Consider the following 12,928-nt stretch of genomic DNA (forward strand, 5'->3'; position numbering starts at 1 on the left):
AGTGGGTTGATCATGAATAAACACGCATCTATGGGCAGACGGACGTTTCTCGCGTTCAACTACTTGTTCCTGACGGCGGTAGCCGTGGCCTGTCTGTTTCCGTTGCTGAACGTGCTTGCCATTTCGTTCAGCTCCAGCGCCGCAGTGGGATCGGGAAAAGTGAGTCTCTGGCCTGTCGGCTTTAACCTGAAATCCTATTCTTTTGTTCTGAGCAAGCCCGAGTTCGGGCAAGCCTTCCTTATTTCATTGGGCAGGGTGGCTGTTGGCGTCCCGCTGAACATGCTGCTTACGATCTTGATCGCCTATCCCTTGTCCAAGGGAATCAAGGAATTTCGTTTCCGGAACTTCTATGCCTGGTATTTCGTCCTGACCATGCTGTTCAGCGGGGGATTGATTCCCTGGTATATGACCATCAAGATGACTGGCATCATCGACACGTTCTGGGCGCTTATTCTTCCCGGAGCGGTGCCGATATTCAATGTCATCCTGCTGCTGAATTTCTTCAAGTCGCTGCCGGAAGAAATTGATCAGGCCGCACAGATCGACGGGGCAAGCAGATGGCAGGCGCTGTGGCGGATTGCCGTTCCCTTGTCGGCTCCGGCGGTCGCTACACTGACGTTGTTCTGCATTGTCACACATTGGAACGCCTGGTTCGACGGGTTGATACTGATGAACAGGCCGGACAATTATCCGCTGCAAAGCTATCTTCAGACCGTTATCATCAACCGCGACTTATCGCTGATGACGACGAATGATGTCTTGAAGTGGGCCGAGGTTTCCGACCGGACGTCGAAGGCGGCTCAGGTATTCGTCGCGGTGCTCCCTGTCCTGTTCGTCTACCCCTTCCTGCAGAAGTATTTCGCGGAGGGCATTGTCATGGGAAGCGTGAAGGGGTAAACGTCCAAGCGCAAGCGCCATGCCAAGGGTACAACAGCGGTCGGAAGATCAAATGGCACTGGAGCGGCTCTCGGGTGAACAGATATTATTTACACATTAGCAGGAGCACACCAAAAAAAGGAGTAGAGAGAAGCCATGCCAAAAATCGCATTCATCGGTGCAGGCAGCACCATTTTCGTCAAAAACGTTCTGGGGGATTGCATGCTCACCCCGGCTCTCGCCGATGCGCACATCGCGCTGCATGATATCGACCTGGAGCGCCTGAAAGAATCGGAGAAGATGCTTGTCAATTTGAACCGGAATCTTGGCGGGAAGGCGACCATCAAGGCTTATGCAGACAGGCGGGAAGCGCTTAAAGGAGCTAACTACGTGATCAACGCGATTTCCGTCGGTGCTTTCGAGCCCGTCATCCGGAGCGATCACGAAATTCCGCGCAAATACGGCTTGAAGCAAACCTATGCGGATACGCTGGGAATGGGCGGCCTTATCCGGGGACTGCGGACCATTGACGTCATGCTGGAATTCGCCCGGGATATGGAAGAGCTGTGTCCCGACGCCTGGTTCCTGAATTACACGAACCCGATGGCGATTCTCACGGGAGCCGTCTTGAGGGAAACCGGCATTAAGGCGGTCGGTCTCTGCCACAGCGTGCAGGTATGTGCCAAGGAGCTTCTTGAAGGCCTGGGTATGAGTGCCGAAGATGTGCGCTGGCGGATTGCCGGCATTAATCATCAAGCCTGGCTGCTGGATATTACGCGGAACGGCGAGGACCTTTATCCGGAGATCAAACGGCGGGCGGCCGCAAGGCCGGGACCGCATGACGATATGGTCCGGTACGAGATGATGAAAACCTTCGGCTACTATGTAACCGAGTCCAGCATGCATGGAGCCGAGTACGTGCCTTATTTTATCAAAAACGCGTATCCGGAGCTTCTGGAAAAATACAATGTCCCTACGGAAAATTTCAAGGGATGGGGGGGCAGCAGCAAGGCGTATTGGGAGCAGGCGATGAATGATCTGGTGTACAATACGTCCGTGTCCCATGTCCGTACGCATGAATATGCTTCCTACATCATGGAGGCTATGGAGACGAACGTGCCGTTCAAAATCGCGGGCAACGTCCTGAACACGGGCGGCCTGATCTCGAACCTTCCCGAGGAAGCCTGCGTGGAGGTGTCATGCCTCGTGGACGGAGAGGGCGTGACGCCGACCCGGTTCGGCGCGCTTCCGCCGCAGCTTGCTGCGCTTAACCGGACGAACATCAACATGCAGCTGCTGACCATAGAAGCCGCCGTAACCCGCAAACGCGAGCATATCTACCATGCTGCTCTGCTTGACCCGCATACTTCCGCGGAGCTGCCGATTGACACCATTAAGGCTCTGGTGGATGAGATGCTCGAAGTAAATCAACATTTTCTGCCGGATTACCGGTAAGAGCTGAAGCCTGCTAAAGAAGCAGTTATCGTGCACCTATGCACGATAGCTGCTTTTTTTCATGTGAAGCTAAGCTGGCGTCGTGATAAGGAGGGAAAAGCAGAGAAAAACTCGAATACAGAAAGAGGAAAAAATGGGTGTCGGCAGCTCGGTTTTTGATCTCATTTGAAAAGGCGGAGAAACGATATGAACGAGTTGGAATACAGGAAGTTTTATGATCGGGTTGGACAATTAAACGGTTGGGATTTCAGTAAGGTGAAATGCGTGTCTGAAGGCGTAAAATGGGACTTTTATTCTGAGGTTACCCGGAGGTGCAGGAAAGACGATCTGCTGCTGGATATCGGGACTGGCGGCGGGGAAGCTCTCTTATCGATAGCCGATTGTGCTGCACTCCTGGTGGGAATTGACGATTCACCCGGCATGATTCAAGCGGCACTTGCCAATCTGGAACAATCGAAGAAATCCAATGTGCGCATTTTGCCAATGAATGCTGAAAAAATCGATTTTCCTGCGGCATTTTTTAATGTGGTGTCCTGCCGGCATGCGCCCTTTTCCGCACAGGAAATTGCCAGGGTCTTAGAAGGTGGCGGTGTTTTCCTGACCCAGCAAGTAAGCGAAGACGATAAGCTCAATCTCATCCGAGCTTTTGGCAGAGGCCAGAAAGCGGCTCAGGACGGGACACTGAAAAATAAATATATTTCAGAATTGAGTGAAGCCGGGTTCAGCGATATCCAGTCGTTTGACTTCGATGCATCGGAATATTACAAAACATACGAAGACCTGGTGTTCCTGCTGAAGCATACTCCGATCATCCCGAATTTCGGTCAAGGCTCGGATGATTTTGCCATACTTGAAGCATTCATTCATGAAAACCAAACCGGCAGAGGAATCAAGACCAACTCCAAACGCTTCATGATTGTAGCCAGAAAATAATTCGAAGAGGGCAGGGGCGAATTAGCGCTTGGCTTCCTCCTCTTCTCCAGTTGAAGGAGAGAATGATATGTCCAAAAACAATATATTTCTTGGTCTGATGATGATCTGGCTTACAATTTTAACGGTTTGGGCGGTAAATCGTTTAACGACCTCATTTGAAAATACACGATCGCTCCATCTTACTGGTATTCCCGGTCAGGCGGTGACTCCCCAAATTTCAACCGTTCAAATCGATAAAGATACGGTATGGTTAATTGATGCGAACAGCAGCTATATAAAAGTGATCACACATGATGAAAATGGCTATCATATCACGCAATCCGAGATGTCCTTTCAAGAGCAATAAATGGCTTGCTTTTCTTCGGAAATTCACTGCAGTACAAAGGAATCCAAATATGGTAAAATAAATTGGAAGTTAAACGCACAAGGATCCTGCGTGAAGAATATGAATTATTATGCAATTATCAGCGAACCAGCGGTTGGTTATCCTGGTGAGATATTAAATAGCAGGTAAAAAACCAAGAGGAGAATAAGCATCTCCTCTTATTTTGTTTACTACTGAAGAGCGTAAATCCCTAGAACTGTATATTCAAAAAAGGCGGTGTGGAACTTGCTTTTTGGCTTAAATCATTCGGTACGAGCAAGGTTTTGGAGGAAAAAAATTAATTGGAATGCCGTGCTGCCAAGACATATCGCGATCATGATGGACGGTAATGGAAGGTGGGCAACCCGAAGGGGATTGCCTCGTACGGCAGGACATTTTGCAGGAATGCAGACCATGAGAAGAACCATACGCTTTTGCAGGAAAAATAACGTGGAATTTCTGACTCTGTATGCCTTCTCCACGGAAAACTGGAAGCGTCCCAGGGCAGAGGTTGATTATATTATCAGTCTGATTCATGAATTTGTAACCGATGATACATTGGACGAAATGAACAGAAACAAGATCAGGATAAACTTTATTGGCGACATCTCCAGATTTTCAGCAGAAACTCAGGACATGATGAGACACGCCACCGCACTAACAAAATCGAACACGGATATGACCGTTAATTTTGCTGTGAATTATGGCGGACGCAGTGAAATTATCCATGCAATGAAGTCGTATTTGAAGGACGGAGCACATGAGCTTACCGAAGAGGAATTCGAACGTTTCCTGTACACCTCCGAATCCCCTTGTCCGGAACTTATCATCAGAACAAGCGGGGAGAAAAGATTAAGCGGTTTTCTGCTTTGGCAGTCTTCGATGTCCGAACTATGGTTTACTGATGAGATGTGGCCAAGCTTCAATGAGTATCTGTTCTACAAGGCTATTTATGATTATCAGTGCCGTAAACAGCATGCATGAAGAATGGAAAGACCGGATTCGAATAACAAAATAACAATATTGATACTTTATTATTGTTATGATATGGTTGGTTGTAATATAAACAAGGAGGCTTGAAGAAGGGTAAGGAAATAAAATCCTGCTCATATACCGGGATTTGTTTGCTCTTCGACTAGAATATGATAAATGATCTGCCATTAACGAAAGAAACGATTTTAGATGCGGCAGAGCAGGTGCTGCGGCGCTTTGGACCAGACAAAACCTCCGTTGTGGATGTGGCCCGCGCGCTTCAAGTCAGTCATGGCACCATCTACCGCCACTTTCCCAGCAAAGCCGCTCTGAGGGAGGCGGTAACCGAGCGCTGGCTGCATCAGATATCCGATCCCCTGGCCACGATCTCCATACAGACTGAAGGCATGACTGCCGAACGTTTGCGGTTATGGTTTGAAACGCTTGTACAAAGTAAAAGGAAATACGCCGCGGAAGACCCGGAGATGTTCGCGATGTATACAGCTGTTACCCTGGAATCTGTGGACATGATTAAGTCCCATATCCACAACCTCATTCTTCAGGTTTCCCGAATCATCGAGAGGGGGATGCAGCTCCTTGAGTTTAAATCAGGTGAGCCTGAGCTAATGGCCAATGCAATGTTTATCGCGACTTCACGCTTTCATCATCCGGCGCATGCCTATGAATGGTCGCTCTCCACGATTGATCTGGAATTTGATGCCGTCTGGGACCTGCTCCTTTCGGGAATTACTCGATGATATACAAGAGGAAGAACTTCTGACGCTAACCGTCCGAAAGACTTTCTCTTTTTTGTTACCCTGATAAACAAATGACAAAAATTAAAATATGTCACTTGATTATTGATTTTCGATATTATATAATCATATCAACAAGAACGAGTTGAACATACAGCGTCTGGCTTTGAATGAACGATGATTGGTTTGTCCAAGGAAAGTTGGGTCATCATAATACTTTAATTAGAAAATTGGGAGGTTCATCATAATGGAAAACAAACTTGCAGGCAAAGTAGCGTTAGTAACAGGCGCATCAAGAGGAATGGGGCGTGAAATAGCTGAGGAGCTGGCACGGAACGGGGCCAAGGTAGTGGTTAACTATGCGAGCAGCCCGGGCAAAGCGGAAGAGGTTGTTTCCGGAATCAAGAACAGCGGCGGGGAAGCGGCAGCCATCCAGGCGGATATCAGCAGCGCAGCTGAAGTGGAGAAGCTGTTTGAGGCGACATTGAAGGTCTACGGACGAATCGATATTCTTGTCAATAACGCAGGCATTATGATAATCAAACCGATTGCAAGCATGACGGAAGAGGATTTTGACAAGCAGTTTGCCATTAATGTAAAAGGGACCTTCTTTGCGATCCAGCAGGCCGCAAAACATATGGAACACGGCGGCCGTATTATCAATTTCTCCACTTCGGTTGTCGGTCAGATGTTCCCCACTTACAGTGTGTATGCAGCAACCAAGGGAGCCGTGGAGCAGTTTACCCGCCAGCTTGCCAAAGAGCTTGGTCCCAAAGGGATCTCGATCAATGCGGTTGCGCCAGGCCCGATTAATACGGAGCTTTTCACCGTTGGCAAAACGGAGGATCAAATTGATGCTACCCGAAAAACGAACGCCTTCGGACGCCTGGGAGAGCCTGATGATGTTGCGAATGTCGTGTTATTCCTGGCAAGCGGAGAATCTCAGTGGATTACCGGACAGACCATTCGTGTCAATGGAGGCTTTATTTAAAATCATTCATAAGCATGATGAAGGAGCTGCCGCCGGCGGCTCCTTTTTTGCCATATAGGATAAGCGGCGATTTGAGCACCTCATATATGATAAAATATTGGATATAAAGAAAGAGGAGACGTTTGAAATGAGAACGAACAACTTTCAGACTTTCAGATATGCGGCCGATAAGACCGCATCAGACGCAAGCATCCGGATCGTCCCCGCCTTTCATAAGGCAGGGGGCGATTTTTCCATATCGCTTCAGGTAACCCGGAAGGGATTGCTGCGGGCAGGGGCTTCTAACCCGTCTTGTATCTCAAAACGCTGCAGTGCTGCGGGTTCCGGCGCATTTATCCCTCTCTTGCAGAACCCTGATAATTGCAAAAATGTGCAAATGCATGCCCATCCGGCGATACAAAAAAGTCAGCTTGTTGGAAAATGCGTACTCATATAGACTTCAAGTCGTATCAAAGGTATTCAACAATCACTGCTTCAATGTTGACCGCAAAGAAAAGGGAGGATGTACATGAAAAGAAAGAAACAAATGATGCTGGCAGCGGCACTGGTATTTGGCTTGACGGTATTGTCGGGCTGCGGCGGAAATGCTTCGCCAGGCGGCAGCGAAGGAAATGCCCCATCCGGAGCATCGGGAGAAGCGGCAAGCGCACCAACAGCGATCAAAATTATGAGTGCGTTTTCAACCGCAAATCCGCCTGATCCCAAAGGCGATGTGCAAAAAGCGATTGAGGAGGCGACGAACACCAAACTGGACATTCAATGGGTATCCGCCAACAACTACAAGGAGCGCCTCAATGTAAGCTTGTCATCCGGCGATATTGCGGATGTGGTTATGATTGACGATCCGTTCTCCACGGTATTCCGCACATCGGCGAAGCAGGGAGCATTCTGGGATTTGACTGAGATGTACGGCAAATACCCCAATATTCTCAAACAGGTTCCGGCTGCAGCCTGGGAAGCGTCCAAAATGCAGGACGGCAAAAACTACGGCATTCCGAGACCCCGCGGTGCGGAGGGCGCGCGTTATTTTGTCATCCGCAAGGATTGGCTGGATAAACTGGGCCTTCAAGTGCCGACCACAACCGATGAGCTGTACACGGTTATGAAAGCGTTTAAAGAACAGGACCCTGACGGGAACGGCAAGGACGATACTATCGGCTTCACAGCAAATGTGCTGCCGACAGATATGGGAACATTGGGCATCATTATCAACAGCTTTACCGGGGCTAATGGAACGGGAGCAACCGGGAGCTGGGTCGTTCGTGACGGCAAGCTGGAGAATGCGGATCTGCTGCCGGAAACCAGAGAGGCATTGGAGTATTTGAACAAGGCTTATAAAGACGGTTTGATCCCGGCTGACTTCGCTTCCCTGAAGCCAAGCCAGGTCGATGAAATTTACGCATCCGGCAAAGCCGGCATCATCGCCGACAAAACAGGCAATATGCAGGAAATGATCAGCAAGCTGGGCAAGGTTGATCCCACCGCCAAGGATGAGCAGGCCTTCTACCCGGTAACCTCGATTAACGGTTATAATCCCAAAGGCCCCGGGTTCCTGGGCATGCTCGCGATCTCCAAGAAAGTGCCTGAGGAAAAGCTGGATGCCATCCTGATCGCGATTGACAAGTGGATGACCCCGGAAGTATTCGATCTGCAAACATGGGGAATAGAAGGCACGCATTACACGGTCAAAGACGGCAATAAGGAACCGATCCAGGATAAATACGAGGCTTCCGGGATCGAAAATTATAATCAGATTGTGTACGTAGCCGATCCGTATGCCAACTCGCTGCACCGTAATTTCCCTCAAGCCAGCATCGATCTGTATACCAAGCTGCAGGATGAGAAGGCCAAAACAAGCAAGCCGGACGAAAGCATCGGACTTTATTCCGAGACCTTCCAATCCTATGGTCCGGAGCTTGCCAAGCAGGCGCAGGATATAAAGACGAAAGTTATTTTGGGTGTTGCGCCGCTTACCGCATGGGATGATTTCGTCAATAAAATGAAAAGCGATCCGCAAATGACGAAAATCGTTCAGGAAATGAACGATGCTTATCAGGAGCGAAGCGGCAAGTGATGAATGAGCCTTATTAGAATCCAAGCCCCCAACCGGCAAGGAAAGCTGGGGGCTTTCTTTAACAATAGCAAGAAGCGCGGTGATTAGAAGGCGGTTCCGCATGCGCAGCCCGTCTTTTTTCACTGGACATTTCAAGAGAGGAGGCTGCTAAAGAATGGCCGATCAGCACACTTACGCAGGCACCATAGCGGGCTATGAGAAGCGGGGCAGGCTGCATACTTTTTTCAGACGGTTAAGACGCGATAAATATATGTACTATTTGGCGATTCCCGGCTTGTTGTTTTTTCTTATTTTCAAATATATCCCCATCACGGGAGTCGTCATTGCCTTCCAGGATTATTCCCCTATAGCGGGAGTATGGAACAGCCCCTGGGTCGGATTCCAGCATTTCCAGCGCTTCTTTTCCGATCCTCAGTTCTGGATTTTGTTTCGAAACACGATGATGATCAATATACTCAGCCTAGTCTTTTTCTTTCCGCTGCCGATTTTATTGTCCCTGCTCATGAACGAGCTGAAGAACGAAGTGTTCAAGCGGATAATTCAATCGGTTGTCTATTTGCCCCACTTCCTGTCATGGGTCATCATTGCCGGTCTGACGTTCATGCTCTTGTCTGTATCGCGCGGATTTGTCAACGAGGTTCTGACGGCCTTGGGCATGGCCAAAATCCAGTTTCTGAACGATCCTCATCTGCTCTGGATCATCCTGACGGTGCAGACGATCTGGAAGGAAACCGGCTGGGGAACGATTATTTTCCTTGCGGCCATTGCGGGAACCGATCCTCAGCTTTATGAAGCGGCCCGAATGGACGGAGCAGGCAAAGCCCGGCAAATGTGGCATGTTACGCTGCCGTCCATCCGCAATGTCATCTTCATTTTGCTGATTCTGCGTCTGGGCCATATGATGGATATCGGCTTCGAGCAGGTTTACCTCATGTATAACGGAGCTGTATCGAATGTAGCCGAAGTATTCGACACCTATGTATACCGGCTCGGCGTCCAGCAGGGACAGTTCAGCTTCAGTACGGCGGTAGGACTGTTTAAATCGGTCATCGGGCTGACGCTGGTTATTGCTGCGAATAAACTTGCAAAAAAATTCGGCGAGGAAGGCGTCTATTGACGGGAGGTGAAACAAATGGACAACAGCACCGGAAGCCGGATGTTTCATGCCGCTAATATTGTCTTTCTGACTGTCGTTGCTTTAATTACCTTATTTCCGATCTATTATGTGTTTATCGTTTCTTTTACGGATATTGGGGAATATTTATCGAGAACCATCATTTTATTTCCGGAAACCTGGTCCTTCGACTCCTACGAGTATTTATTAAGCAGTCCGACCATCATCCGGGCAATCGGCGTCAGCGGGTTTCTGGCCGTTGCCGGAACAGCCTGCAGCCTGATCATTACCGCGTCGCTGGCCTATACGCTGTCGAGGAAAAAACTGATGGGCAGACGCGTTATCCTGATGCTGATCCTATTTACGATTTTATTCAATCCCGGCATTATTCCGAACTATATGCTTGTCCGCAATTTGGGGCTGATCGATAATATCTGGTCGCTCATCCTGCCTGTGCTGTCCAGCGGCTGGTATGTTATTTTGATGAAGGGCTTTTTTGACAACATCCCGGACAGTCTTGACGAAGCCGCCGCCATTGACGGCTGTAACGAAATAACGGCGTGGTTTCGTATCGTGCTGCCCTTGTCATTGCCTGCGATTGCGGCGTTCGGCTTATTCTATGCGGTTGAGTTCTGGAACTCGTATTTTACGGCGCTGCTTTATATAAACGACTATCACAAATGGCCGATTCAGGTGCTTCTGCAAAATATGCTGGCGGAGAATCCGCTCGCCGAGGCGGATCCTCTTCATCAGCCTCCTCCGGCGGAAATGCTCAAGATGGCGGCGGTCGTGATCGCAACCGTACCGATATTATGCATCTATCCGTTTTTGCAGAAGCATTTTGCCCAAGGCGTTATGGTAGGCTCCATTAAGGGATAAAAAGTTGTTCAGATAAGAAGGACATCAGGTCCCTCATCCCTAATTGGTTACTTGAAGCGAGGGAAGGGGGACTTACGATTTCTACGAACAGCATTAAGAAATTTCTTCGCTCGGTATACGGATTTCAAGGTGAAGGACTCTTCTTCCGCCGCAGTCTGGTCACGGTCATTGTCATTGCCAGCCTGCCGGGGCTGCTGATTGGAACGGGGATTTATTTTGTCGGCAGCGAGCAAATTGCAAGCGAAACCAACCGGCTCCATCAGGAGCAGCTGGAAAAGGCGCGCCAAAGCATTGACGATCAATTTGCCGCTTTGGAAATTTCCCTCTCGCATTGGGCGTTCGATCCGCAGTTCGACGATAAGCTGAAGCAGCTTGACCCGGTTTATGGCTACAACCAGGTACAGGATATTTATAAGACACTGCTCGTTATGAAGCAGCTCAATCCGGTGATCCAGCAGGTCAGGCTGTATGTGGAAGAGCCGGCTCCGCTGCTGTTTACCGAGGCGGGTTTTGTCCGCTTGACGGACGATCAGTATCAGGAGTACCACGACATTATGATGAATCAGCAGAATCAGGCGGCATGGAGCGGCTTCGATCCCGAACAAGAGGGATACATCGGGCAAGGGGAAGATCCCGAACAAGGAGCAGCAGGCAAGGAGCCGCAATTGGCGGCTCCTCTGTCGCTGATTCATAAAATTCCGGGCGGCAGCCCCCGTCCCTTCGGGATGTTCCTGGTGACCGTCGATCCGGAGAAGCTGCAGGAGATTGTCACAATCCTGACTCCCCGCAACGAAGGAACTTCGTTTCTGATGAAAGGAAACGGGGAATGGATCCCGCCCTTCGGGCAGGGCGGTGACGCGAAGGGCCTGAACGGAGCTTTGCGCGCACGGGTGCTGGAGGAGCACGCGGCGGAGGATCATTTTATCTTCAAGTGGCAGGAGGAGAGCTACTCGGTTTCGTACGGCACTTTGAACCGGCTCGGCGAGGAATGGATCTATATCTCGGCAACGCCGCTCAAAGCATTGACCGGACCAGTCGTGTTCATATCGCGAATTATTCTTGGCTTCAGCTGCTTCGGGCTGCTGCTGGCCGTTGTGCTGTCCTGGTTCGTGTCCAAGCGGCTCTATAAGCCGGTGGCCCGGCTTGTAAACCTGCTTGGCGGCCACGGCAATCAGGCCAAGCATGCCGGCAGGGATGAATTTGAGCTGTTCGAGAGCGTCTGGAATGATGTGACGCGGGAGAGCCAGACGCTGCAGGTGCGTCTGGAAAGCCAGCTGCCGCAGGTTCGCGAAGGCTTCCTGCTGCAGTTTGCCCAAGGGTATCTGTATTATTTGTCAGAGTCGGATCTGCAGGAGCGGATGGGAAATTTGGGCTGGGACGCGGGAGCCAGCCGGTTTACGGTCGTATTCGTGCAGCTGCTCGGATTCTCAAGCCTGATGGGGCGTTTCTCCGAAGGCGACGAGGTGCTGGTCACGTTTGCCGCTGCAAATATTGTGCAGGAGCTGGCCGAGGAGGCCTTTGAGCAGGCAGATTCGATTAACTTTCATGATTTGACGATCGGCCTGCTGCTGGGCGATACGCTGGAGGAGCCCTTGGACCAGTGGCGCGACCGCATATACCGTCTGCTCCACGACATCACAAGCAGGCTGAATACATTCCTGCATGTGAGAGTGGCGATTGGCCTCGGCCGGCCGGTATCGCAGATTAAAGATGTTCCGGCGACGCTGGAGGAAGCAAGGCATGCTCTGCGGTTCCGCGATTTGCAGGAGGATAATCAGATTATCGATCTAAGCAGATGGGTGACGCAGGGGGAGAAGGCTTCCGAGTTCCCGTTTCAGCTGGAAAAAGAAGTGCTCCGCGCCTTCCGCTCAGGGCTTGAAGAGGAGACGGCGCTGGCAGTCAAGCAGTTCCTTCAGGAGCTGCGGGTATCCGCAGGCAAGGAGCTGTGGGTGCAGCAGGGCATGCTTCATTTGCTCGGGTCCGTGCAGCATTCGATGATGCAGACCGGGGTCATTCTCAGCGAGCTTTACGAGGGGGCCAATCTATACGGGCAGCTGTGCCAGATCAAGGAGCCGGAGGAGATCGAGCGATGGTTTTTGAACCAGGTTATAACGCCCTTTATGCAGGAAATGACGCGTAAACAGGACGTTTTTTTGCAGCAGGCAGTGGATCGGGTCGTCACGAGAATTCACGAGAACTACATGGAGGAGCTATCGCTCGATTCGCTTGCAGAAGCGGAGGGACTGAGCTCCTATACGCTGAGCCGCATGTTCAAGCAGGCGGCCGGCCTCAACTTTATTGATTATTTGACCGAAGTGCGGCTGGAGAAAGCAAAAGAGCTGCTGCGGGGAACGGACATGAAATTGAATGATATCGCCGAGCATGTGGGCTACCAGCACAGCTATTTCAGCCGGATCTTCAAGAAGCATACGAGAGTTACGCCAAGCCGGTACAGGGAGAACAGCAGGAAGGGCGAAGACGATGCCGGCAATGAAACGGATGGAGAGTGATCGGA

At 50.3% G+C, this 12,928-nt stretch carries 11 protein-coding genes; all 11 read left to right on the forward strand.

Features of this window, described 5'->3' with window-relative positions; translation table 11 throughout:
* Positions 1 to 12 precede the first annotated feature (12 nt).
* A complete protein-coding gene (locus tag AC0YOA_RS27980; protein WP_475789426.1) occupies positions 13 to 897 on the forward strand; it encodes a carbohydrate ABC transporter permease in 885 nt (294 codons plus the stop codon).
* 135 nt (positions 898 to 1,032) lie between these two features.
* Complete coding sequence (melA, locus tag AC0YOA_RS27985; protein ID WP_475789427.1) at positions 1,033 to 2,331, forward strand: alpha-galactosidase; 1,299 nt, start codon at positions 1,033 to 1,035, stop codon at positions 2,329 to 2,331.
* Positions 2,332 to 2,517: 186 nt separating this feature from the next.
* Positions 2,518 to 3,264 (forward strand): class I SAM-dependent methyltransferase, encoded by a 747-nt coding sequence (locus tag AC0YOA_RS27990; RefSeq protein WP_475789428.1) that lies wholly within the window; start codon positions 2,518 to 2,520, stop codon positions 3,262 to 3,264.
* Positions 3,265 to 3,331: 67 nt separating this feature from the next.
* Positions 3,332 to 3,610, forward strand: a complete 279-nt coding sequence (locus AC0YOA_RS27995; protein ID WP_475789429.1) for a hypothetical protein — start codon at positions 3,332 to 3,334, stop codon at positions 3,608 to 3,610.
* Between the two features lie 330 nt (positions 3,611 to 3,940).
* Positions 3,941 to 4,612, forward strand: a complete 672-nt coding sequence (uppS, locus tag AC0YOA_RS28000; RefSeq protein ID WP_475789557.1) for a polyprenyl diphosphate synthase — start codon at positions 3,941 to 3,943, stop codon at positions 4,610 to 4,612.
* A 158-nt stretch (positions 4,613 to 4,770) separates the two neighbouring features.
* Complete coding sequence (locus AC0YOA_RS28005) at positions 4,771 to 5,358, forward strand: TetR/AcrR family transcriptional regulator (RefSeq protein WP_475789430.1); 588 nt, start codon at positions 4,771 to 4,773, stop codon at positions 5,356 to 5,358.
* A gap of 244 nt (positions 5,359 to 5,602) precedes the next feature.
* On the forward strand, positions 5,603 to 6,346 hold the full coding sequence (locus AC0YOA_RS28010) for an SDR family oxidoreductase (protein ID WP_475789431.1): 744 nt from the start codon (positions 5,603 to 5,605) through the stop codon (positions 6,344 to 6,346).
* A gap of 508 nt (positions 6,347 to 6,854) precedes the next feature.
* The gene (locus AC0YOA_RS28015; RefSeq protein ID WP_475789432.1) at positions 6,855 to 8,420 is read left to right on the forward strand and encodes an extracellular solute-binding protein; all 1,566 of its coding nucleotides are present in this window, start codon (positions 6,855 to 6,857) and stop codon (positions 8,418 to 8,420) included.
* A 154-nt stretch (positions 8,421 to 8,574) separates the two neighbouring features.
* The gene (locus tag AC0YOA_RS28020; protein ID WP_475789433.1) at positions 8,575 to 9,537 is read left to right on the forward strand and encodes an ABC transporter permease; all 963 of its coding nucleotides are present in this window, start codon (positions 8,575 to 8,577) and stop codon (positions 9,535 to 9,537) included.
* A 15-nt stretch (positions 9,538 to 9,552) separates the two neighbouring features.
* Positions 9,553 to 10,413 carry a carbohydrate ABC transporter permease gene (locus tag AC0YOA_RS28025; protein WP_475789434.1) on the forward strand — a complete coding sequence of 287 codons (861 nt, stop codon included), beginning with the start codon at positions 9,553 to 9,555 and terminating at the stop codon, positions 10,411 to 10,413.
* Positions 10,414 to 10,724: 311 nt separating this feature from the next.
* Positions 10,725 to 12,923, forward strand: coding sequence for a helix-turn-helix domain-containing protein (locus tag AC0YOA_RS28030; RefSeq protein ID WP_475789435.1), 2,199 nt, complete (start codon positions 10,725 to 10,727; stop codon positions 12,921 to 12,923).
* Positions 12,924 to 12,928: the final 5 nt, after the last annotated feature.

It is taken from the genome of Paenibacillus sp. JT22N12, from assembly GCF_056269365.1.

Coding starts and splice junctions, on each gene's coding strand:
- AC0YOA_RS27990 (WP_475789428.1), top strand. CDS start 2,518: ATGAACGAGTTGGAATACAGGAAGTTTTATGATCGGGTTGGACAATTA.
- AC0YOA_RS28020 (WP_475789433.1), top strand. CDS start 8,575: ATGGCCGATCAGCACACTTACGCAGGCACCATAGCGGGCTATGAGAAG.
- melA (WP_475789427.1), top strand. CDS start 1,033: ATGCCAAAAATCGCATTCATCGGTGCAGGCAGCACCATTTTCGTCAAA.
- AC0YOA_RS27980 (WP_475789426.1), top strand. CDS start 13: ATGAATAAACACGCATCTATGGGCAGACGGACGTTTCTCGCGTTCAAC.
- AC0YOA_RS28025 (WP_475789434.1), top strand. CDS start 9,553: ATGGACAACAGCACCGGAAGCCGGATGTTTCATGCCGCTAATATTGTC.
- AC0YOA_RS28015 (WP_475789432.1), top strand. CDS start 6,855: ATGAAAAGAAAGAAACAAATGATGCTGGCAGCGGCACTGGTATTTGGC.
- AC0YOA_RS28010 (WP_475789431.1), top strand. CDS start 5,603: ATGGAAAACAAACTTGCAGGCAAAGTAGCGTTAGTAACAGGCGCATCA.
- AC0YOA_RS27995 (WP_475789429.1), top strand. CDS start 3,332: ATGTCCAAAAACAATATATTTCTTGGTCTGATGATGATCTGGCTTACA.
- AC0YOA_RS28005 (WP_475789430.1), top strand. CDS start 4,771: ATGATAAATGATCTGCCATTAACGAAAGAAACGATTTTAGATGCGGCA.